The organism is Streptomyces sp. NPDC004721 (genome assembly GCF_053601495.1).
The window spans coordinates 25,149-46,173 of sequence record NZ_JBSGBZ010000041.1 but is presented as its reverse complement, the minus strand read 5'-3'; the positions used below and the strand labels follow the sequence as shown (position 1 = coordinate 46,173).

15 protein-coding genes and 7 pseudogenes are annotated in these 21,025 nt (G+C 69.1%); 15 read left to right on the top strand and 7 right to left on the bottom strand.

Features of this window, described 5'->3' with window-relative positions:
• Nucleotides 1–137 precede the first annotated feature (137 nt).
• On the bottom strand, nucleotides 138–2,414 hold the full coding sequence (betT, locus tag ACWEK3_RS30125; protein ID WP_453251032.1) for a choline BCCT transporter BetT: 2,277 nt from the start codon (nucleotides 2,412–2,414) through the stop codon (nucleotides 138–140).
• 439 nt (nucleotides 2,415–2,853) lie between these two features.
• Here betT and ACWEK3_RS30120 point away from each other — a divergent pair.
• Nucleotides 2,854–3,025, top strand: a pseudogene (locus ACWEK3_RS30120) (integrase core domain-containing protein); the annotation flags it as partial.
• A 272-nt stretch (nucleotides 3,026–3,297) separates the two neighbouring features.
• Here ACWEK3_RS30120 and ACWEK3_RS30115 read toward each other — a convergent pair.
• Complete coding sequence (locus tag ACWEK3_RS30115) at nucleotides 3,298–3,882, bottom strand: TIGR03086 family metal-binding protein (protein ID WP_450543617.1); 585 nt, start codon at nucleotides 3,880–3,882, stop codon at nucleotides 3,298–3,300.
• Nucleotides 3,883–3,946: 64 nt separating this feature from the next.
• Here ACWEK3_RS30115 and ACWEK3_RS30110 point away from each other — a divergent pair, with 64 nt between their 5' ends.
• Together ACWEK3_RS30110 and ACWEK3_RS30105 are read left to right on the top strand one after the other, a co-directional pair.
• Nucleotides 3,947–4,855 carry a DUF6597 domain-containing transcriptional factor gene (locus ACWEK3_RS30110; RefSeq protein WP_450543615.1) on the top strand — a complete coding sequence of 303 codons (909 nt, stop codon included), beginning with the start codon at nucleotides 3,947–3,949 and terminating at the stop codon, nucleotides 4,853–4,855.
• Between the two features lie 302 nt (nucleotides 4,856–5,157).
• Entirely contained in the window at nucleotides 5,158–7,701 is a 2,544-nt protein-coding gene (locus ACWEK3_RS30105; RefSeq protein WP_453251031.1) for a M14 family zinc carboxypeptidase, read from the top strand.
• A gap of 86 nt (nucleotides 7,702–7,787) precedes the next feature.
• Here the strand turns inward: ACWEK3_RS30105 and ACWEK3_RS30100 are convergent.
• Both ACWEK3_RS30100 and ACWEK3_RS30095 read right to left on the bottom strand, forming a co-directional pair.
• Nucleotides 7,788–7,925: pseudogene (locus tag ACWEK3_RS30100) on the bottom strand (organic hydroperoxide resistance protein); the annotation flags it as partial.
• A 74-nt stretch (nucleotides 7,926–7,999) separates the two neighbouring features.
• Entirely contained in the window at nucleotides 8,000–8,176 is a 177-nt protein-coding gene (locus tag ACWEK3_RS30095; protein ID WP_390877006.1) for a hypothetical protein, read from the bottom strand.
• A gap of 26 nt (nucleotides 8,177–8,202) precedes the next feature.
• Between ACWEK3_RS30095 and ACWEK3_RS30090 the strand changes: the two genes are divergently transcribed.
• From ACWEK3_RS30090 to ACWEK3_RS30075, 4 genes are all read left to right on the top strand, one after another.
• Nucleotides 8,203–9,648 (top strand): DHA2 family efflux MFS transporter permease subunit, encoded by a 1,446-nt coding sequence (locus ACWEK3_RS30090; RefSeq protein ID WP_453251030.1) that lies wholly within the window; start codon nucleotides 8,203–8,205, stop codon nucleotides 9,646–9,648.
• A gap of 407 nt (nucleotides 9,649–10,055) precedes the next feature.
• Nucleotides 10,056–11,489, top strand: a complete 1,434-nt coding sequence (locus tag ACWEK3_RS30085; RefSeq protein WP_453251029.1) for a molybdopterin-dependent oxidoreductase — start codon at nucleotides 10,056–10,058, stop codon at nucleotides 11,487–11,489.
• Between the two features lie 2 nt (nucleotides 11,490–11,491).
• The gene (locus tag ACWEK3_RS30080) at nucleotides 11,492–11,995 is read left to right on the top strand and encodes a hypothetical protein (RefSeq protein WP_450543607.1); all 504 of its coding nucleotides are present in this window, start codon (nucleotides 11,492–11,494) and stop codon (nucleotides 11,993–11,995) included.
• Nucleotides 11,996–12,437: 442 nt separating this feature from the next.
• Nucleotides 12,438–13,073 carry a trehalase-like domain-containing protein gene (locus tag ACWEK3_RS30075; RefSeq protein ID WP_453251028.1) on the top strand — a complete coding sequence of 212 codons (636 nt, stop codon included), beginning with the start codon at nucleotides 12,438–12,440 and terminating at the stop codon, nucleotides 13,071–13,073.
• On the opposite strand, the pseudogene ACWEK3_RS30070 reads toward ACWEK3_RS30075, so the two are convergent.
• A pseudogene (locus tag ACWEK3_RS30070) lies at nucleotides 13,027–13,306 on the bottom strand (helix-turn-helix domain-containing protein); the annotation flags it as partial. The gene ACWEK3_RS30075 and the pseudogene ACWEK3_RS30070 overlap by 47 nt on opposite strands.
• Nucleotides 13,307–13,775: 469 nt before the next feature.
• Between ACWEK3_RS30070 and ACWEK3_RS30065 the strand changes: the two are divergent.
• The 8 genes and pseudogenes from ACWEK3_RS30065 to ACWEK3_RS30030 form a co-directional block, all read left to right on the top strand.
• Nucleotides 13,776–14,264 carry a hypothetical protein gene (locus tag ACWEK3_RS30065; protein WP_450543604.1) on the top strand — a complete coding sequence of 163 codons (489 nt, stop codon included), beginning with the start codon at nucleotides 13,776–13,778 and terminating at the stop codon, nucleotides 14,262–14,264.
• Nucleotides 14,265–14,398: 134 nt separating this feature from the next.
• A complete protein-coding gene (locus ACWEK3_RS30060) occupies nucleotides 14,399–16,144 on the top strand; it encodes a S8 family serine peptidase (RefSeq protein WP_453251027.1) in 1,746 nt (581 codons plus the stop codon).
• Between the two features lie 275 nt (nucleotides 16,145–16,419).
• Nucleotides 16,420–16,827, top strand: a pseudogene (locus ACWEK3_RS30055) (P-type ATPase); the annotation flags it as partial.
• 82 nt (nucleotides 16,828–16,909) lie between these two features.
• Nucleotides 16,910–17,014: pseudogene (locus ACWEK3_RS30050) on the top strand (hypothetical protein); the annotation flags it as partial.
• Nucleotides 17,015–17,082: 68 nt separating this feature from the next.
• Complete coding sequence (locus ACWEK3_RS30045) at nucleotides 17,083–17,367, top strand: hypothetical protein (RefSeq protein ID WP_453251050.1); 285 nt, start codon at nucleotides 17,083–17,085, stop codon at nucleotides 17,365–17,367.
• A gap of 39 nt (nucleotides 17,368–17,406) precedes the next feature.
• A complete protein-coding gene (locus ACWEK3_RS30040; protein WP_453251026.1) occupies nucleotides 17,407–17,667 on the top strand; it encodes a YHS domain-containing protein in 261 nt (86 codons plus the stop codon).
• A gap of 97 nt (nucleotides 17,668–17,764) precedes the next feature.
• Nucleotides 17,765–18,106 (top strand): metal-sensitive transcriptional regulator, encoded by a 342-nt coding sequence (locus ACWEK3_RS30035; protein WP_453251025.1) that lies wholly within the window; start codon nucleotides 17,765–17,767, stop codon nucleotides 18,104–18,106.
• A 61-nt stretch (nucleotides 18,107–18,167) separates the two neighbouring features.
• Nucleotides 18,168–18,869, top strand: a pseudogene (locus ACWEK3_RS30030) (FAD-dependent oxidoreductase); the annotation flags it as partial.
• 26 nt (nucleotides 18,870–18,895) lie between these two features.
• Here the strand turns inward: ACWEK3_RS30030 and ACWEK3_RS30025 are convergent.
• Together ACWEK3_RS30025 and ACWEK3_RS30020 are read right to left on the bottom strand one after the other, a co-directional pair.
• Nucleotides 18,896–19,057 carry a hypothetical protein gene (locus tag ACWEK3_RS30025; RefSeq protein WP_453251024.1) on the bottom strand — a complete coding sequence of 54 codons (162 nt, stop codon included), beginning with the start codon at nucleotides 19,055–19,057 and terminating at the stop codon, nucleotides 18,896–18,898.
• Nucleotides 19,058–19,454: 397 nt separating this feature from the next.
• Nucleotides 19,455–20,993 (bottom strand): annotated as a pseudogene (locus ACWEK3_RS30020) (oxidoreductase).
• Nucleotides 20,994–21,025 lie beyond the last annotated feature (32 nt).

Sequence of the window (21,025 nt, the reverse complement as noted above, 5' to 3'; positions counted from 1 at the left end):
TAGCGTTTGGTTGACCCGCTCCTGGCCCAGCGTCCACGCCCGCGTTTCTGAGTGCTGGCGCTGGGGAGTGGTGGCGTGGTGAAGCGGTGGGACCCTGAAGCGGTTGGCGCGGGCACCGGCGTCTGGTGGAACGGCGTCTACGGCTTCGGCCCGATGCCTGCTGTATCCGCACCGGTGTCGTCTTGCGACTCCGCGGGCTCCGCCACCGAGATGGCGCCCGAGGTGGTCACGATCGACGGCGTGAGCACCGAGGCGTAGTCGTGCTCGGCGGAGTAGGCGAGGAAGCCCAGGTGCGCCTCGTAGCGGTCCAGGACGTCGTCGATCACCTGCTGGTGGGACAGGCCCATGAGGTCGTAGCCCTCGGAGCCGGTCTGGGTGAACACCTCGACCCGGTAGTAGACGTCCGTCTGGCGGGACACGCGTCCGCCGAACATCGGCACCGGGGCCTCGACGGCCTGCACCTGGTAGTGGAAGTCGCGGTGCTCGGGGATCGTGACCACCAGCGCGTGGCTGGAGATGCCGGTGTGCTCGTTCGGGATCAGGTCCAGCGTGGCCTGGTAGCCCTGCTTCGCGAATTCGGGGGCCACGTCGGCCAGCGCCGGCTGCACGGTGCGCTCCATGAACTGGGCCACCTGCTTCTTCGAGGGGTAGGAGCGCATCCGCTCCAGCCGCTGGCGCCAGGTGCGCTCGGGCACGTGGCCGCCGTGCGCGGCCGTCGACTGGCGGCGCAGGACCTGGCCCTCGCGCTCGGCCCGCTCCATGCGCAGGACCTTGGAGAAGGAGGCCATCACCAGCCAGGCGATGACCGTCACCGGCAGGGCGAAAATGAGCGTCGCGTACTCCATGGTGGTGACCCCGCCGGCCACCAGCATCGCGATGGTCAGTACCGCGGTGAGCACTGCCCAGAAGATGCGCAGCCACTTCGCCCCGTCCTGCGACGGGTTGGGGATCGAGGAGGAGAAGTTGGACATCACCATGGCGCCGGAGTTGGCGCTGGTGAGGTAGAACAGCAATCCGGACAGCGTGCCGAGACCGATCAGGAAGCTGGCGCCGGGGAACATCTTCAGCAGCGCGAACCAGCCCTCCTCCGGGCTGTGCATGGCCAGCTGGGCGAACTTCGTGTTCCCGTGCAGGACCTGGTACATGGCGCTGTTGCCGAAGATGCTCACGATCAGGAAGTCGCAGAGAACTGGGGCGGTGATGGCGGCGATGACGAACTCGCGCAGCGTCCGGCCGCGGGAGATGCGGGCGAGGAACAGGCCCACGAACGGGCCCCAGGCCAGCCAGAACGCCCAGAAGAACAGGGTCCAGCCGGCCATCCACTTGGAGCCCCCCTCCTGGTAGGCGAAGGTCTGCAGGGTTCGGTCCGGCAGCGAGAAGATGAACCGGCCGATGTTTTCCACCAGCGCGTTGAGCAGGAACGCCGACTTTCCGGTCACCAGGATGTAGAGCAGCATGGCCGCCGCGCTCCAGATGTTCAGCTCGGAGATCAGCCGGATCCCCTTGTTCACGCCCGAGGTGCACGCGGCGATGGTCATGATCACGGCCACGACCACCAGCGCGATCTGCAGGGACAGGCCTGCCTGGAGGCCGAACAGCGAGGCGAAGCCGACGTCCAGCAGCACGACGCCGATGCCCATGGAGGTGGCGACGCCGAAGACGGTGCCGACCAGGGTGACGATGTCGATGGTGTCGCCGATCCCGCCGCGGACGCGCTTGCCGAGCAGGGGGTACAGGGCGGCTCGGATGGACAGCGGCATGCCCCAGCGGTAGGCGAAGTAGCCCATGGCCATGCCGAGCAGCGAGTACATGGACCAGCCGGCCACGCCGTAGTGGAACATGGTCCAGACCACGGCGTCCTGGGCGGCCGCGCCCGTCTGGCCCTCGCCCGCCGGCGGAGCCATGTACTGGGTGATGGGCCCGGTGACGGAGTAGAAGAGCATGTCGATGCCCACACCGGCGGCGAACAGCATGGCCACCCAGGTGAAGAGCTTGTACTGCGGCCGGGAGTGGTCGGGGCCGAGCCGGACGGAGCCCTCCTTTGACAGCGCGACCCAGAGGACGAACACGATCACCACGGTGACGGTCAGGACGTAGAACCAGCCGAGGTTCTCCGCGATCCAGGCCACCATGGTCTGCATGGTGCCGGCGGCGTGCGCGGGCACGAGCATGGCCCAGAGGGAGAAGGCGACGATGATGACCGAGGCGATGACGAAGACGCGCCAGTTAACCCTGGGGCCGGGCTCCTCGATGAGTTCCGCGGGGGCCTTGCTGAGCTCCTGGCTGGAGACAGGAGGACGGTTCTCGGCCTCCTGACCGTGGCGCCGCCGTTCGGTGCCGCCGAGGTGGCGGCGTTCGATCGGGGCCTTCGGCGGCTCGCCCCCACGGCGGGACGTGTCTGCGGCTTCGGGCATACGGTCCTCCTCCTGTCGGAGACGAGTTTGGGCGGGCGTCAGCGTGGGCGGACGCCGCGGCCTCGATCCGAAGCGATGGGGGAGGCCGTGCACAGTGGGCACCCTGTCGTGGGGCCTGCTAATAATGTTAGAACGCCTAACAAAATGATCCGTGAACCGCTCCGGGTTTGGCAGAGATCTCAGATGTTGGTTGTGACCTGGGCTTTCGTGGTGCTGGTTGGCTTCGTATTCGGCGGGCGGGATGTGCCCTATCTCACCGTGGAGCCGGGTGTGGTTGTACCCGTCGGTCCATTCTGTGGTGGCCGGCTCGACCTGGCCGAGGGATCGCCAGGGCCGCCGCGGCTTGATCAGCCTGCCTGGGAAGCCGCCACCGTCTGCATCACTGCCCGTCCCGTCACTCGGCTGACCGTCCCGCGCGCACCGACGGAGGCCAGGTCCCCTGACCGCGCAAGCGGAGGGCCTCATCGCATTGCGACTTCCCGCACATCGACCCGGTCGACCTTCGCCGTGTCTACGCGCTGGTCTTCCTCGAGCACGGCACGCGCCGCCTGCACATCGCTGGTGTGACCGCGCACCCGACCGGGCAGTGGACCGTGCAACAAGCCCGCAGTTTTCGCAAGACGTTCGTCGAGCAGGTGCCCGGCCAGTCCGAGCGGCACCGCCCCTCCAGCACTGGGCTGACGCTCGCGTGCGGCGCGGGCGCGCGCCGTCCACAGCGGGGCCGCCGCTCTGTCTTCGCCAGCGGCGGAACCCCACGGGTTGACTCTCGCCGAGATGCAGGGCCTCGCTGTGCTCGACGAGGACGTCCCAGTCACTGCCGGCCGCTGCGCCCTACCCACAGCCGGGAACGTGGGTTGCGATGCAGGGGGCTGCTTGCGCCCCTTCACATGCGGTCAGGCGGGCGTTTCCATGACGGGTCACGGCCCGCCAGTCCCAGAGCGCGGTCAAACAGCGGCGCGGTCGGCGGCACGCTGACCTCAGGGCCGAACACCCCGTACTGCCTGGCCATCACGGCCTTGCCGGCGATGTCCTCGTACAGCGCTGCCGCGACTGCGTCGTCCACGTTCAGCTTCTGCCCGGTGGCCACCGCCAGGTCCCAGCCGTGCAGCAGCCACTCGCCCAGCACGATCCCCCCGATGAAGCGGGCCGGCATCCGCCCGCTCCCGGTCAGCGCCGTCTCGCCGGCCCATGCCTCCGGAGCGCTCCAGACGGCGGCGGTCGCCGCCGACCGGGCGGCATACGCCTCGGCCCAATCCGGCTCCGCGGTGAAGTCATGCCCCTCCGCCACTTCATTCGGAGCCTGCGGGGACTGCTTCAGTCCCGCGGCGTGCCCCCGCACGCCGGTGAAGAAGATCAGGTGATTCAGAAGTGCACCGACCTTCAACTCCGGACACGGTGTGCGCCCGTCGAACGCGTCCGGCCCGATCCCTCGGACGATGTCCACCGCCGATTTGGAGGCTCGGGCCATCACAGATCTCGTCTCCACGTCATCCCTTCCCCGCTTGCCGTCAGGCACGGTAGACAGGACGACGATGACGGGTATTGAACAAACGCGACAGCGGGCCATCCTCGACCCGCACACCGCGGCTGAGCGGTTCCGACTCGACCACGAGCCGGCCCCGGCGGATCTGACCCCATTCGTGGACGGGTACTGGATCCTCCACTGGGACCTGACCGAACCACACCGGCAGCAAGTCCTCACTCACCCGGTGGTCCACCTCACCTTCACCACCGGCGGACAGGCCCACATCACAGGCATCGTCAGCGACACGTTCACCCGAGAGATCTCTGGCACCGGCCGGGCACTCGGCCTGCGATTCCGACCCGGCGGCTTCCGCCCCTTCCTCACCGCACCGCTCTCCACCCTCACCGACCGAGTCCTGGACATCGAAGAGATCTTCGGCCCGGCAGCGCGGGCAGCAGCAGACGCCATCATCAGCGAACCCTGCGTGCCCACTGCGCTCCACCTCGCAGCCACGCTCCTGCGCGACTTCCGGCCCACACCCGACCCTGCCATCGACAAGGCGGCCAAGCTGGTCGAAACGATCAGCACCGACCCTGCTGTTCTACGGGTGTCCCAACTGGCCGCGATCGCCGACATGAACGTGCGCCAACTGCAGAGGCTGTTCGCCGAATACGTCGGTATCGGACCCAAGTGGGTGATCCAGCGAGCCCGTATGCAGGAAGCCGCCGCACGTGCGGCCACCGACCCGCAGGACTGGTCCGCTCTCGCCGCCGAACTGGGCTATGCCGACCAAGCACACTTCACCCGCGATTTCACCGCATCCATAGGCACCTCCCCGGCGAGGTACGCGTCTTCGGCGGGACGCGATGGCCGGCCTGCGCCGCTCGCCACAGCGGCGGACTCCTCTCCACGCCCGGTCCGGCTGCCGCTGATCACCGCCCCGCGCGGGCACGGCTACCGGCTCGAGGACGGCTGAGGGCCCGTACGGCATCCGCCGGCCGGGCCGCGTCCGACGCATACGCCTGCGCCAGGCCGGCCAACCCCGTCGCTCTCGGAGGGGTCGGGGGAGCGTGTGAGCCCGCGCCACCGCGGGCCTCCGCCGCCGCAGCCGCCTCCGGCCGGCGCCGCGGACGGAGCACCCCCGTGGTGCGACTCACGATCGGAGCTTCCAACCGCCTTATGGGGCGCATGTGTCACAGCAGGCCCTCTTGTGGAGTACGAAATTGACCGGTAGACCTGCGTTCCGATCACTTCCGATCAACCGGAGGTATGAAACGTATGGGAATACCCAGACCCGTTCTGATCGCCACCGCGGCCCTGGCCGGCGCGCTGCTGCTCGCACCGCCGCCGGCGACCGCCGCTCCCCGGAAGCCACAGCCCCCCGTACGTGAAGGCGGCGGTCGGGACACCGCCGTTGCCGTCGCTTCGGCCGCCGCGGCCAGTCGCGCGCTCGGCGCGCCGACGCCGGCCCTGCGCCACGACACCGGCTATCCGCGCCACACCGTGCTCGTCCCGCCCCCGGTGAACCCGGCCGACAAGTCGGTCAAGCTGGGCCTGACGCCATATCACGCCATCGCGCCGAAGCTGAACGAGCTTCAGAAGCTGAGCGACCGGGTCAGCGTCGAGGTGGCGGGGCGTTCGGCGGGCGGGCACGAGCTTTATCTGGTGACGGTCACCGCGCCGGAGACCGCGGCGCAGGCCCGTGACCAGGAGCGGATGCGAGAACGCATCGAGCACTCTCCCGCGGCCGCCGCCAAGGACCGGAAGATCAAGTCGGCTTACAAGGCGCCGTTGTTCATCAACAACAACATCCACGGCAACGAGTGGGAGGGCACCGACGCCGCGCTGAAGCTCATCGAGCGGCTGGCCACGGCGGACGACGCCCGTACCACCGAGCTGCTGTCGAAGAGCCGTATCCACCTCAACGTCACGGCCAACCCGGACGGCAGGATCGCCGGCACCCGCGCCAACGCCAACGGCTTCGACCTCAACCGGGACTTCATCACCGGCAGCCAGCCCGAATCCCGCGCCATCCGGCAGATCGCCATCGACAAACAGCCCGTGATGATGCTCGACCTGCACGGATACGTCAACGGCACCCTGATCGAGCCGACCACCCCGCCGCACGGCGAGAACTACGAATACGACCTCTTCCTCAAGAATTCCTATGCCAACGCGCTGGGGATGGAGGCCGCCATCAACGGCCTCGGCTACACCCCGCAGAAGGACGGCGTGCAGCCCGCCATCATCCCCTTCCGCGACCAGCAGGAGGGCTGGGACGACTGGCCGCCGATCTTCACCCCGCAGTACATGCCGTTCCACGGCACGGTCGCGGCCCACACCGTCGAGTTCCCGATGCGGGTCAACGGGCAGGACTACGACACCCAGCCGGTCGCCGAGCTGCGACGCAGGTCGACAATCAACACCGCCATCGCGGGCGCCGCGATGCGGGCCACGCTCGACTACGCACTGGACCACCGCGCCTCGGTGATCGCCGACCAGATCGAGATTTTCCGGCGCGGCACGGCAGGCGAGGCACAGAGGCCGGTGTCGGAGGAGACCGTTCCGGGTGTGCCGGGCATCGGCCCCGAGGACGTCTACACCGCCGAGTTCCCCCAGGCGTATGTGATTCCGGTCGGAAGCGGACAGAGGTCCGCGACGGCCGCGGCCCGGCTGGTGGACCATCTGGCCGCCAATGACGTGCAGGTCGTACGGGCGGACGAGGGCTTCCGGCTGAACGGACGGATGTATCCGGCCGGCTCGTACGTCGTCGACATGCACCAGCCCAAGCGCGGTCTGGCCAATGTGATCCTGGCCGACGGCCGGGACATCAGCGCGGACGTGTCCGCGATGTACGACATCTCGGGCTGGAGCCTCGGGCTGCTCTGGGGTGCGACGGTGGACCGGGTCGAGGACGGCCGGCTGCGTGTCGGGGGACGTACGGTCCATGCGGCGGCGCCGACCGGCCAAGTCGCGCCGCACGGAGACCTGGCGCTGCGGCTCGACGACCCGAAGGAGCTGACGGCGGTCAACTCCCTGCTGGCGCAGGGCGTCCGGGTGCGCCGTACGGACGACGGGACGGCGATCGTGCCCGGCTCGGCGCGCGCGCAGGCACGGGTGCTCGCCGACCGGTACGGCGTCGCCTTCCGGGCGACGGAGCAGCGCGGCACGGCGGATCTGCACCGCACCCGGGTCGCCGCGGCGGTGACGCCCGGCGAGCTGTTCTCGCTGCGCGAGATGGGCTTCGACGTGGTGCCGGTCTCGACGGCCGTGCTCAACGCGGGCTTCGACTGGTCCGCGGCCGATGTCCTGTACGTGTCCACCGGACTGTCGTACAAGGCTCTCGACCCGGCGGCGCGCGCCGCACTCGACGGCTTCCTGAAGGGCGGCGGTGGCGTGGTCGGCCTCGGCTCGACGGGCGCATCCTTCAACGCCGACGCTGGGCTTCTCGCCGCCACGGCGGTAGAGGGCCACGGCGACGCCAACGGCGTGGTGCGGGTGGTGAACGCGGGCGGCCCGGTCACCGGCGGCGCCTCCGGGCACAGCTTCGTCTACTCCCCGCTGTGGTTCACCGGTCTGGGCGCGGGCGTACGCGCCGACCAGTCGTACGGCAGCGGCAATCCGCTGGTCTCCGGCCACTGGCGGGCCCTGAAGAACGGCTCGGGCGGCCCCCTGGACGCGGCGGGCCGCGCCTCGGTCGTCAGCGGTACGTCCGCGCAGGGCTCCCAGGTCGTGCTGTTCGGCACCCAGCCGCTGTTCCGCGCCCATCCGAAGGGGGTGTTCGCGCAACTCGGGCGAGCGCTGCTGACCACCGGAGAATGATCGCCGGCTGAATCCCGGGGGCCGGCCCCCGGGTACGGCGGAGGGCCGCACCCCGAACAGGGGTGCGGCCCTCCGTGCGGGCTGGATCAGGACGCGGCGACCTCGACCTTGATGTTGCCGCGGGTGGCGGTGGAGTACGGGCACACCTGGTGGGCCTTCTCGACCAGGGCCTGTGCGGTGGCCACGTCCACGTTCGGGATGGAGGCGGTGATCCGGACCTCCAGAGCCCGCCGTACGACCTTCGCCGTTCCCGCCCGTGGCCGGGAACGGCACAGCGGCCACTTTGTGCCGGGCGGTTTCACAGCGGCCGTTCGTCCACCGATATCGTTGCCAGGCCCGCCGGGCCGTAGATGTGGAGGACGGTGCACGTGGGGATGCCACCGGCGGCCAGCGCGTGGACCGGAGCCCTGGCGAGCAGGACGTGCCGGAGATCGCCGGCCTCCCATTCCTTCGAAAGGTTGAGAAGTGACCACATCACGACGGAGTGAAAGCAGCCCCCCTGTGGGCAAGTCCCGCGACAGGCTGGACGGCGGGGTTCTCCTTGTGGCCGGCGTGATCGTGCTTGGCGGGATCATGTCGATCCTCGACATCACGGTGGTGTCGGTCGGGCTGCAGACGTTCCAGAAGCAGTTCAGTGCGACCTCGGCTCAGGTGGCCTGGACGATGACGGGCTATACGCTGGCTCTGGCTAGTGTCATCCCGCTTACAGGCTGGGCTGCCGACAGGTTCGGCACCAAACGGCTCTACCTCCTCGCGATCACCTTGTTCGCCGCTGGCTCCGCGCTGTGCGCGACTGCCACATCTCTCCAAATGCTGGTCGCGTTCCGGGTCGTCCAGGGCCTCGGCGGCGGCATGCTCATGCCGCTCGGCATGACGATCCTGACCCGTGCCGCCGGCCCTGAGCGGGTCGGCCGCGTGATGGCGGTGCTCGGTATCCCCATGCTGCTCGGCCCGATCTTCGGCCCCATCCTCGGCGGCTGGCTGATCGACGCCGCCTCATGGCACTGGATCTTCCTGATCAACGTGCCGATCGGGGTGATCGCGCTGGTCTACGCGGCGAAAGTCCTGCCCAAGGACCACGTACAGCCGTCGGAGTCCTTCGACTGGCTGGGAATGGTGATGCTCTCGCCGGGACTGGCGACGTTCCTGTACGGCGTCTCGACCATCCCCGAGACCGGCACGGTCTGGAATGCCAAGGTACTCGTGCCCGCAATCATCGGGCTGGTCCTGATCGCGGCGTTCGTGCCGTGGGCCTTGCATCGGCGCAACATCCACCCGCTGGTCGACCTGCGCCTGTTCCGCAACCGGGACATGAGCATCGCGGTGATCGCGATGTCGCTGTTTGCTGTCGCGTTCTTCGGCGCCAGCCTGCTGTTCCCGCTCTACTTCCAGCAGGTGCGCGGCGAGTCGGCGCTCCACTCCGGGGTCCTTCTCGCCCCTCAGGGCATAGGCGCGATGATCACCATGCCGATCGCCGGGATATTCGCCGACAAGATCGGCCCCGGCAAGATCGTGATAACCGGCATCACAGTGATCACCGTGGGCATGGGCATGTTCACGCAACTGACCGCCGGCACCTCCTATGCCTACATCATTGCCGCACTCTTCGTGATGGGCCTCGGGATGGGCGCTTCGATGATGCCGATCATGGCATCGGCGCTGGCCACCCTGACGGACCACAACGTCGCCCGAGGCTCGACACTGATGAACATCGTCCAGCAGGTGGCGGCCTCGATCGGCACCGCCCTGTTCTCGGTGCTCCTCACCAATGGCCTCAAGGACATGACCGCGACCTCTCCCGCCGGGGTGCGTTCCCAGATGGGTGACGCGTTTGCCTCGGTGTTCCTGGTGGCGGCCATCCTCGTCGCTGTCTGCCTGATCCCCGCCGCCCTGCTGCCTCGCAAGAAGGTCAAGGCCGCCGACCCCACGGTGATGGTGGGTCACTGAGTCGTTTCCAGCCAGGTTGACGACGGGCTGAGTTGACGGCAGGCCGGTTCTGGGAAGAGGTGAAGCTCCTGGTGGACGGGTTGTCGACCAAGAGCAACCTGTCCGCCCGGAGCTTCGTGTGCTTGTCCACCCATCGGAACTGGATCTGTCCAGCTCGACCCTTCGGCTCCTGTCGCCGTGCGCTGAGGCGTCGCACCCCACCACCATGAGGCCACCATGCGCGCCGTCGAACCGTGCGGAGAGCCGGTTCAACCGTTCGGCTGTCGACGGACACCCGCATGCACGCCAGAAACGGAGAGCCGACTCGACCTGTGTCAGTTTGTAGCTGACGACTTGGCAGGCACTGACGGCGCGGTGGATTTCGATCCACCCTCTGAGAGCCGGCCCGGGGAGAGAGGAGGCAGCCGATGGACAGTGGCGGACGGCCCCCGTCCCCGGGCTCCGGCGGGCCGCAGCGCCCGAGATCGGAGGAGGGCCACCAGCAGGGGCGCCTCGAACGCGCTCGCGCTGCTGTGGCGGCGCGGGCCGCCAAGGGGGCCGCTCGTACCCGGGCCCTCGTGCGGCGGGTCGAGCGGACTCCTCCGCCCCCGGGGCCGTTCCGTCCCGGCTTCTGGCGCAGTCCCATCCGCGGGCCCTGGCTGACGTCCGTGTTCGGCCTGGTGCTGCTGATCGGCATCCCGCTGATCTTCGTCACCGGGATGCTCTCCTACGCCTCGTACAACCCGGGACTCGACCGCATCAACGACCAGACCCCGGACAAGGGCCTGCTGGGCTTCTACCTCTTCGACTGGCCCACGGATCCGTACTGGCTGTACCGGCTGACTCAGGGCGTGCACGTGACACTCGGCGTGGTCCTGGTGCCGGTGGTGCTCGCCAAACTGTGGTCGGTGATCCCGAAGCTGTTCGAGTGGCTGCCGGTCCGCAGCGTCGCCCATGCGCTGGAGCGGCTGTCGCTGCTGGCGCTGGTGGGCGGGGTCGTCTTCGAGTTCGTCACCGGAATCTTCAACATCCAGCTCTTCTACGTCTTCCCGGGCTCCTTCTACACCCTGCACTTCTACGGCGCCTGGGTGTTCATCGCCGCGTTCGTCGTCCATGTGAGCCTCAGACTCGGCCGGATGACCCGCGCCCTGCGCTCCCGCAACCTGCTGACGGAACTGCGCACCGGGCTGGCCGGCACCCGGCCGGAGCCGCCCGACCCGGACGGCCTGGTCGCGCTCGAGCCCGCGGCGCCGACCATGAGCCGACGCGGCGCACTCGCCATGGTAGGGGGCGGGTCGCTGCTCCTCCTGGTGGTCACCGCAGGACAGAGCATCGGCGGCCGGCTGCGGCGCACCGCACTTCTCGCGCCGCACAACCGTGACCCGGGCGGCGGGCCGAAGGACTTCCAGATCAACAAGACGGCCGCAGCCGTCGGCGTCACCCGTGTCCATGTCGGGCCGGATTGGCGGCTGGAGGTCCGTGGCCACGGGCCGACGCTCGTCTTCACCCGCGCACAGCTTCTCGCGATGCCTCAGCATGCCGCCGCACTGCCGATCGCCTGCGTGGAGGGATGGTCCACCTCCGACCAGGACTGGAGCGGCCTTCGGCTGGCCGACCTCGCCGCCTTGGCGGGCCTCCCCGACGCCGGAAGCGTCCTGGTGAGGTCCGTCCAACCACCCGGCCCCTACAGCTCGGTGGTACTGCGGGGCAACCAGATCCACGACCCCCGATCGCTGCTCGCCCTGCGCGTCAACGGCGCGGACCTCTCATTCGATCACGGCTACCCAGCCCGCGTCATCGTCCCGGCCAACCCCGGCGTGAACAACACCAAGTGGGTGCACCGGCTCACCTTCAGGACGTGACCATGGCGCGCTTCGTCCGCTGGTACGGCTCCGGCCCTCTCCATCTTCTCGTCCTGATCGCCTCGTTCGCCATCACCGGCTACGCCCTGGTACGCCTGTTCGCCGTCCGGCCGCTCGAGGTCGCGATCTGGCTCGTCGGCGCGGCGATCGTCCACGACCTGATCCTGCTGCCCCTGTACTCAGTCGCCGATCTGTCGTCACAGGCTGTGCTGCGGCATCGCGCGATCCGCATGCCACAGCCGCCGTGGATCAATTACCTGCGCGTGCCCGCCTTCCTCTCTGGCGTGCTCCTGCTTGTCTGGTTCCCGCTCATCTTCGACCTGGCGATCCCCTACCCCGATGCCGCACGGCTGTCGGAAGGCGTCTACCTCGGCCGATGGCTGGCCATCACCGCCGTCGTCTTCGGCGTCTCCGCCGTTGCTTTCGCTCTCAAGCTCCGCCGCGTCCGGCGGGCCGCCCGCGCCGACGAGGAACGACCCGCACCGGGTCACGACGCCGCCCCATGAGGTCCGCCTAGGACCGGTCGTCCTACGCCGGTGCAGATCCCTACGCGCTCGCCCTGCGCAGTGGCCACGAACCGGTGTACCTACGCTCGAGGGACGGGCACCGGGTTCGGGTGCCTGCGCATCGCTGGTACGCGCAGCTCACCGTGCCCGACGAATCCGTGCTGAATCGCTGCGTCGGCCCCGTGCTCGACGTCGGCTGCGGACCGGGCCGGCTGTGCAGGGCACTCCTGAGTCGCGGAGTCTTCGCGCTCGGCTTCGACGTAACCCCCTGCGCGGTGGCCCATACCACCGATCGAGCTGATTGGGTGAGGGTGAATCAGCTGTGCAGGGAGGCTGGGATCAAGGACACTCGTCGGGCACTTGGAGAGCCCTGGGGCGCAGGCGACTGCTCACGTCGTCCCAGCCGGACCGCGTCCGGCCCAAGGCGGACGGGCTGCGACGCATGAGTGCGCGACCGATCGGTGATCACGCTCTGCTGTCCGACTGCCGCTCGGCCGCGCTGGTCACCTCCGACGGCTCGGTGGACTGGCTGTGCCTGCCTCGCTTCGACAGCCCGGCAATCTTCGCTCGACTCCTCGACGAGGACGCCGGCCACTGGTCCATCCGCCCTACCGGCCCGAGCGGCATAAGCCGCCGCTACGTCGAGGACACCCTTGTTCTGGAGACGACCTTCCACACGACTGGGGGTACGGCGGTCCTACGCGATGCACTTGCCCTGGGGCGGCGCGAACGCGGGCACGCGCTCGGCACCGCTTCCCCCGGAACGCTCCTGCGGCAGATCACCTGCGCCGAAGGGCGGGTGACCATCGAATTCGCCTACGCGCCGCGCCCGGAGTTCGGGCTCATCAACCCACTCCTGTCAGTCGTGCGAGGCGGGCTCGCGGCGTACGGGGGCACCCATGTGCTGCTGCTGTCGAGCCCCATCGACCTGCGGGTGAGCGGCTCCACAGCGCAACCGGCTCCCTTTCCCACGCCGACCCGACGTGCAGGGCGAATTCGATGCGGTGCCCCGCCGAGAGCGGGATTCGGCCGCCGTGCGCCACCGGCCCGATGGCCAGCCCCTGCTCCAGCACGGTGAACAGCTCGTCACTGAGCAGCGGTAATGACGCCAGCCCTTTGGAGGCCAGGGCTCTCGGCCCGCCCTGGGACCAGGGCCTTGCGCCAGCGCTGTACCGACCGGACGCTGACCCGCAGGTCGTGTGCGATGACGGCGTTCTCGTCCCCCTGGACGAACCGCTCGGCCGCCTCCATCCTCAGCTTCTCGCGGAAGACCCGCCGTTCCTCGGAGCCACCAGCCGTTCTACCCCGCACCGGCTGGTCCACCCGGCCGGGACACACGCCTACGAGCGGCTCAAGCGCCCGGAGTGCGCCAGGGCGTCGGCCATGGAGTTCTGGCGCTCTGGGAGGGACTACAGGCGGACGATGATCAAGGCGATGTCGTCGTCTCCGCCGCCGCTGACGCCGAGGCGGGACAGCATGGTGTCAGCGAGCTGAAGGCGATGCACACGTGCCCGTCGACTACACGCCGCTGGTCCGCAAAGCCCTCCGCCGGCGACCAGTGAGGGTGTGGCGCGCCTCCGCCACTTCCAGCAGCCCATCCTGCCGCGTCCCCGGCCGGTTCGCCTGTTCGCCGGATCCGATCGGGGGATTACTCCTGCTGGGCAGCTCGCCCGATTGCGGGCGGAGCGACGTCACCATAGCTTCGGCGCGTCGGGATCATCCGAAAAAGCCAACATCATCCCTTGTGTTGGCTTTCCTGTGGCGTCGAAATGGAGCATTCATGTCGGTGATGACCGGTACTCCGCCCCTGCAGCAGTTCGGCCAGCAGGCCGGCGGTCAGCAGCAGATCGCTCAGGTCGTCCAGCAGGCGATCCAGCAGGCCTGCCAGCAGGCGAGCCAGCAGATCGCGCAGCGTATGCAGCAGACGCTGCAGCAGATTCAGCAGGTCCAGCAGCAGCTGCAGCAGCAGGGCATGTCCCACCAGGCCCACCCGTACCTGGCTGTCGCGCTGCACCACACGCTGCACGAGGGCGTCCGGCAGGCTGTGGAGCAGTCCGTGCAGCAGGCGCTGCCGACCGCGATCGTGACGCTGCTCCAGCAGAGCCAGCAGAGCCAGCAGGGTCAGCAGCAGTGGGGTGGCGGCTTCGGTCAGCAGCCGTTCGGCCAGCAGCCGTTCGGTCAGCAGTCGTTCGGCCAGCCTTACCCGCAGCAGTACCAGCAGCCCGGCTTCGGCTTCGGTCAGATGGGTCAGCCCTTCGGCATCGGCTGACCTAAGGCGGCCCCGTTGTGCGGTGTGCCCTGGGAGCGATTCCCGGGCACACCGCACAGCCGTGGAAGCGCGAGCCGCCCGTCATCCGGATCAGAAGCACAAAAACCGACGTAGGCGTGGTGAAGGTGGACGTGATGGTCAAGGACAGGCCCGGAAACAAGCCCGGAAGCAACCGCGAGAGTGAATCCGAGGGCGCAGGGGCCGGCGGGCCGGGCCCCGCGGAGGAGGCGGCGCCACGCAAGAAGGGCGCGCCGTCACCGATCGCGGTGCAGCCGCGCCGGCAGCGGTTCATGGTGGCCCCGCTGCCGCAGTATCTGCTCCCGCCGGGAGTGCCTGAACTCGAGATGGACGCGGTGTGCGACCGGCTGGAGAGGATGCCCGAGGTCACGGTGGTCCGCAGACTCACCCCGTCGGGGAAGCTGCAGTCGGCTGGAGTGCAGCCTTCCTGTCCCGAACTCGTGGTCGTCGAGGCGGCCGAGGCCCAGGTACCGGCGATGCGGACGCTGCACGTGCACATCGAACCGGACCTGCCGCTGTCCGCAACCGGACCCGCCGCCATGCCGGCCGCAGGGATGCTGCCGCTGCACGACCCGGGGCTGGTCACGCTGCGGGACAAGCCGGTGGAGATCTCGATGCGCGTCTGCGGCCCGGACGGCGAGCCGCTGGCCGGCGCGGGCGTGTTCCTGATCGGGGCGGCCTGGCCGAGCCAGGGCATCACCGCCGCCGACGGGAGGGTCACCCTCACCCTGGCGACCGAGACCGCGCAGTCTCTTCAGTCCCTGTACGTCCGGCCCGCGGGCGGATACACCGACCGCTGGATCCACCGCCCCGACCTGTCGGAGAGCCAGGACAACCTCGTCACCCTCACCCCGCTGGCCAAGGTCTACCCGGAACTGGAGCAGCGCCAGAGTTACGGCTGGGGCCAGCAGGCCATGCGGCTGGACCGGCTGCCGCCCACGTTCCGCGCCTTCGGCATCAAGATCGCTGTCATCGGTACCGGTGTCAGTGCAGAGCACCCGGATCTGAAGCAGCGGGTGCGCTCCGGCACTGACCTCGTGCGCGGCACGAAGGACGGCTGGGCCCACGATCCGGTCGGCACCGGTACCCACGCGGCCGGCATCATCGCCGGCGCGGACACTGGCAAGGGCATCATCGGCATCGCCGTCGACGCCGAACTCGACGTCTGCCAGGTGATGCCCGACGGTCACTTCAGCGACCTGATCGCCGCCCTGGACCACTGCGTCGAGCGCGAGGTCGACATCGCGCACATCCAGGTGGCCACCCCGTACCCCTCGGCCCTGGTCTCCCGCAAACTCGCCGACGCCACCGCTGCGGGCATCGCCTGCATCGCCCCGGCAGGCGACACCGGCGGACCGGTCGCCTTCCCCGCCTCGCTGCCCACCGTCTTCGCCGTGGGCGCCCTGGGCGCCTTCGGCACCTACCCACCCGACACCTCCCAGGCCACCCACACAGGGCCGCAGCTGACACCGGAAGGGCTGTTCGCCGCGCCGTTCAGCTGCCACGGCCCGGCAGTGAATGCGGCCGCCCCCGGCGTGTCGGTCCTCTCCTGCGCCCCCGACGGCGGCTACACGGCTCTCGACGGCACCAGCACCGCCTCCGCCCACGTCGCTGGCCTGGCCGCCCTCGTTCTCGCCCATCACGAGGACTTCCACGGCCAGCTGCTGCCCCGCGGCCCCGGCCGCGTGCAGCACCTGTTCGAGATCATCGCCGCCAGCTGCCGCCCACTGGCCGCCCCGGGAACACTGGACGCGGCCCGCACCGGGCGCGGCCTGCCCGACGCCCTCATCGCCCTCGACCTGGCCCCTGGCACGCAGCTCGCCCCAGCCCTGTCACTCTTCGCCCCCTCCATGACCGGGTAGGTCCCTCCCGCGGCCTGCAAGGCCGGATGGCACCCGCCTCCGAGGCAGGGCGGGTGCCATCCGGCTCCAGCGGATGTTCCAGTCCGGCCGCGTCGCGTCGACTTCGACGCCCGTGAACCCCAGGGTGCGCCTGGTGCTCGGCGCTGGCGCCCACCGGGTAGACGGCCATGGTGTCGGACCAGTGGAAGCCGTGCTCATCGATGTGATCGCCGCCATGCTGCAAGCGGCAGGCCGGCGCAGCCCTGCGCGCCCTGCTCGAGCTCGGCGCGAAGGAAGTGTCGGTGCTGCGCGGCGGCGTCGAGAAGAAGATCCCGGTCGAGGACCTCAACGCAGGCGACGAGTTCATCGTCCGCCCGGGCGAGAAGATCGCCACCGACGGTGTCGTGGTCTCAGGCACCTCCGCGGTGGACGCGTCGATGCTCACAGGCGAGTCCGTCCCCGTCGAGGTGAGTGAAGGTGACGCCGTCACCGGTGCCACTGTGAACGCCGGCGGCCGCCTGGTGGTGCGCGCCACCGTGTCGGGGCACCCAGCTCGCCCAGATGGCGAAGCTCGTCGAGGACGCGCAGACCGGCAAGGCCGAGGTGCAGCGGCTCGCCGACAAGGCCTCCGGCGTGTGCGTCCCATCGTCATCGTCATCGCCGTCGCCGCCCTCGGCGCCTGGCTGGGCGCCGGATTCCCGGTGACTGCCGCCTTCACCGCCGCCGTCGCGGTGCTCGTCGTCGCCTGCCCCTGCGCACTGGGGTCTGGGCGGCGACAACGAGGCTGTGGCGCGGCAGATCGCCGCCGAGGTGGGCATCGACGAAGTCATAGCCGAGGTCCTCCCCAAGGACAAGGTCGACGTCGTCTCCCGCCTGCAGAAGGAAGGCAAGATCGTCGCGACGGTCGGCGACGGCGTCAACGACGCTCCGGCCCTCGCCCAGGCCGACCTGGCCTGGCCATGGGAACGGGCACCGACGTCGCGATCGAGGCATCCGACATCACCCTGGTCCGCGAGGACCTGCTCAGTGCGGTCGACGCGATCCGCCTGTCCCGCAAGACGCTCGGCACGATCAAGTCCAACCTCTTCTGGGCCTTCGCCTACAACGTCGCCGCGATCCCGGTCGCCGCACTGGGCCTGCTGAACCCGATGCTCGCCGGTGCCGCCGTGGCCCTGTCCAGCGTGTTCGTCGTCGGCAACAGCCTGCGCCTGCGCCGGTTCAAGACCACCACACAGACCACCTGACCTCTGTCCATCCAACCCATCACAGAAAAGGCAACAAGGATGACAAACGAGGACACCGCCCTGAACGTCCCTCAGTCCGGCGGCTGTTGCGGCAGCAAGGCTGCAGCCCCTGCCCAGCCGGTTACGGGCGACGACCACGCCGTCTGCCCGGTCATGGCGGGCACCCCCGTCGTCAAGAGCGTCGCCGAGGCCCAGGGCCTGTTCCGTGACTACAACGGCGGCCGCTACTGGTTCTGCTGCGCCTCGTGCGGCCCGCTCTTCGACGCCGACCCGGCGAAGTACGCCACCGCAGCCGCGTAGGCCAGGGCACCACGGGGCGCCACGCTCACCCGAGCGCGGCGCCCCACCCCGGACAACCGGAGGTGTCGCGCCCCATTCCAGAAAGGAACGGCCAGTCATGAGCATCACGATCACCGAGCCGGAGCACGACACCTGCCCCACCGCCGCCGGCTCCGCACAGCACGGATACATCTCCGACAAAGCCAAGTACCTCAAGCGTCTCAGCCGAATCGAGGGCCAAGTACGGGGAATCTGCTGGATGGTTGACGAAGATCGGTACTTTATCGACATCCTCACCCAGGTCGCGGCCATCACGAGAGCGCTCGAGGGCGTCGCACTGGGGTTGCTCGACGACCACCTCCGTCACTGCGTGCTGGACGCCGTGACCGCCGGAGGCCCGGCAGCCGACCTGAAGGTCAGCGAGGCATCACAGGCCATCGCGCGACTCGTCCGCTCCTGAACCGCCCCCGGGCCGTCGGGCCCTCGGCTTCCAGCCCTGAGAAGACACAGAAAGCGAACACATGACAGCGCACCACGTGGTGATCCTGGGCGCAGGATCGGCCGGAGCCGCCGCCGCGCAGGAACTCGCGAAGGCGGACGGTGTCACCGCGACGCTGGTGGGCCGCACGGGCGAGACTCCGTACAACCGGACCTTGGTGAACAAGGGCATCGCCGTCTGGCTTCTGACACCGGAGCAGGCCGCGCTGCCCGTCCCCGGTGCGTCTCTCGTCGCCGACACCTCCCAGTTCATCGACACCGATGCCCGCACCGTGCGGCTGGCCTCCGGAGCAGTCCTCGGCTTCGACGCTCTGATCGTCGCAACCGGAAGCATGCCCAGAGACCTCGACACCTCTGTGCCAGGGGCGGCCGCCGCGACCGAGGCCGGACGGCTCACCAGCCTGCACTCCCTCTCGGACGCCGTCCGCCTGCGTGACTTTCTGGCACACCGCTCGAATCCCGCGAGAGTCGTCATCTTCGGCGCCGGTCTGGTAGCGGCGGAGACCGCGTCCCTGCTCCGCCAGAAGGGACATGAAATCACTCTGGTCGCACGCTCGCCCCTGCCAGGTGCCACCGCGTTCGGGGACGACATCGCAGCGGTCATCGCGGCCGCGCATCACGCAAACGTGTCGACTGCCTTCGGACGCACCCCCGCCACGATCGGGGTCGACAGGGACGGGCTCGACATCACGCTGGACGATCAGACCCGCCTGCGTGCGGACCTAGCGATCGTCGCTCTGGCACCACCCCCTCAGGGATCGCCCCGTGGCCGGCCGGCGTGCAGGTCGACGACCGTCTCCGGGCTCACGACGACGGCGTGTACGCCGCAGGTGGCGCCGCCGTCCACCACGACCCACTGCTCGGAACATAGCGGATCGATCACTGGGCAGACGCCGCCGCGCAGGGGCAACACGCCGCGGGCACCCTCCTCCACGACCTCGGACTCGCCACCGACCCGGGCCCCTACTGGCCGCGCAGCCCTCACACATCCCTCGTCTACGGGAACACCGTCGCCGCGATCGGACTCACCGGCGGACACACGCCGGGACATGTCGTCACATCCGAACCGCTCGTCGTCGTCCACGAGCACCAGGGAGTGCCTGTCGGAGCGGCCGGGGTTGATGCCGCACCTGCCGTTTTCGAATGGGCTTCACGGCTCTATACCCAGCACGCACCTGAGCTGTCCCCAAAGCCCTGATCGGAATGGCGCGCCGATCTTGGTGCAGCCGTCGCGACGACATCCACGAAGCCTTCCTCACCCTCGGATGCGCACTGATCTGCTGGCGACGCCTGAACTCAGCTCTCTCCCGCTAGTTTTTCTGCAGGGTGCGGGTGATACCCGCGATGACGGCGGTCGTCAGCACCCAGCCGAATGCGATCAGCAGGTAAGCCAGCCACTGGAGGCTGACGTTCGACCAGTACCAGGCCGTGCGCTGGCCCAGGCCACCAATGGGAATCAAGAGGTCGAGTGTCTAGACGAGGGGCTGGAAGGGGGCGCCTTGTCCTCGTTGGACCGGGTGGGGGGAGTGAGTGCCGAAGGACAGAGTGCCCAGCAAAGTCAGCGCGAGGAGCCAGACGCCGGCCAGCCAGGGGCGGTAGCCATAGCCGACGGTCACGTCGAGCAGGTGACCCCACAGACGCGCGGCCGAGGGCAGAATTTGACGACGATGGCGCTGTTTGGCCAGGAGTACGCGGCGGGCGTCGTCGTCGTGGCCTGCCTTCCGGTACCAGCTCGCCAACTGCTCATAGGGTTGGGGGCTGTAGCTCGGGCTGCGTCGTATCCACGCCACGCGGTGGGCCACAGAGTCCCGCCGCTCGCCTGCCTCGTCCACCTTGATGGAGCCGTAGACGAAGCCGTCCAACTTTATTACGTCCGGCCAACTGTGTTCGCTGTCGTGGAGGTGCGACACCTGCGCGCCCCGCAGGTCCACGACGCCGGACGGTGGCCGGGCGAGGGTGAAGTCGAAGTCGACGGCCTGCATCAGTGGGGCGACCAAAGACGGGCCGCGACCGTTGGGCGGCCCGTTCAGGACGGCTCCTTCAAAGGTCAGGTTGTCCGAGATCCGGGCACCCCGCAGCCGTACGGTCCCGTTCGCAACGAACCCGTCGGAGAAGTCGAGGGTCGAGGCCACTGCGTTGTCCAGGGCGATCGCCACCCCGCGCTGGCCGGGGCGGTCCAATAGTGCACCCCGCATGTGCAGTCCGCCTGGCAGCTGTGCCCCCATGAGACGGACTTCACCGTGCGCGACGAATCCGTCCTGGCAGTAGAGGCCGCCCTCCGCGACCAGTCCACCAGCCGACACTGACCATTCCTCGGATGCGGTGATCTCGGCGCCATTGAGGTTCACGACGCCGCTCACGTGGGCGTTGATGAGCGACAAGGCGGTGACCCGGCGGTGGAAGGGCGAGGCTGAGCCGCTTTCCAGGCGAGAGCGCCGCAGGTCGAGACGTCCCTCGATACGGATCAAGCCGGCTTCCACGCCCGGCACTCGGCTGCCGACGATCGCAATCGACTGGGCCGACGCTCCAGAGAGATCCATGCCTTCCTCGAACCAGCAGTCCTCGAGCCAGAGGGCGTGAGGGATCTGCGCGCCAGCCAGGTTGAAACGCCCGGATATCCGCGCCCCGGCGAGCCTCAGGCTCGCGACGGCGCCAGGCTGCGCGGTGTTCGCACCCTGGAGGAGTGCCACGATCACGGCGGCCCGAACCGTCCGTCCCGGGCCCCACCGCCCACCCTCGGCGACACGGTCATCCTCGGGCACACCCGTGCGCAGGTCCACGCGGCGTCCCTCGGGAAACGCCTCCCACAGCTCACGCTCCGGTGAAGTCAACTCGTCGTATGAGAGCACTCATGCAGAGTAGTGATCTGCCATCGCGCTCG

Excerpts from the sequence above, each read along its gene's own strand:
- betT (WP_453251032.1), bottom strand. The coding sequence starts at position 2,414 with ATGCCCGAAGCCGCAGACACGTCCCGCCGTGGGGGCGAGCCGCCGAAG.
- ACWEK3_RS30115 (WP_450543617.1), bottom strand. The coding sequence starts at position 3,882 with ATGGCCCGAGCCTCCAAATCGGCGGTGGACATCGTCCGAGGGATCGGG.
- ACWEK3_RS30110 (WP_450543615.1), top strand. The coding sequence starts at position 3,947 with ATGACGGGTATTGAACAAACGCGACAGCGGGCCATCCTCGACCCGCAC.
- ACWEK3_RS30105 (WP_453251031.1), top strand. The coding sequence starts at position 5,158 with ATGGGAATACCCAGACCCGTTCTGATCGCCACCGCGGCCCTGGCCGGC.
- ACWEK3_RS30095 (WP_390877006.1), bottom strand. The coding sequence starts at position 8,176 with ATGTGGTCACTTCTCAACCTTTCGAAGGAATGGGAGGCCGGCGATCTC.
- ACWEK3_RS30085 (WP_453251029.1), top strand. The coding sequence starts at position 10,056 with ATGGACAGTGGCGGACGGCCCCCGTCCCCGGGCTCCGGCGGGCCGCAG.
- ACWEK3_RS30080 (WP_450543607.1), top strand. The coding sequence starts at position 11,492 with ATGGCGCGCTTCGTCCGCTGGTACGGCTCCGGCCCTCTCCATCTTCTC.
- ACWEK3_RS30075 (WP_453251028.1), top strand. The coding sequence starts at position 12,438 with ATGAGTGCGCGACCGATCGGTGATCACGCTCTGCTGTCCGACTGCCGC.
- ACWEK3_RS30065 (WP_450543604.1), top strand. The coding sequence starts at position 13,776 with ATGTCGGTGATGACCGGTACTCCGCCCCTGCAGCAGTTCGGCCAGCAG.
- ACWEK3_RS30060 (WP_453251027.1), top strand. The coding sequence starts at position 14,399 with ATGGTCAAGGACAGGCCCGGAAACAAGCCCGGAAGCAACCGCGAGAGT.
- ACWEK3_RS30045 (WP_453251050.1), top strand. The coding sequence starts at position 17,083 with ATGGGAACGGGCACCGACGTCGCGATCGAGGCATCCGACATCACCCTG.
- ACWEK3_RS30040 (WP_453251026.1), top strand. The coding sequence starts at position 17,407 with ATGACAAACGAGGACACCGCCCTGAACGTCCCTCAGTCCGGCGGCTGT.
- ACWEK3_RS30035 (WP_453251025.1), top strand. The coding sequence starts at position 17,765 with ATGAGCATCACGATCACCGAGCCGGAGCACGACACCTGCCCCACCGCC.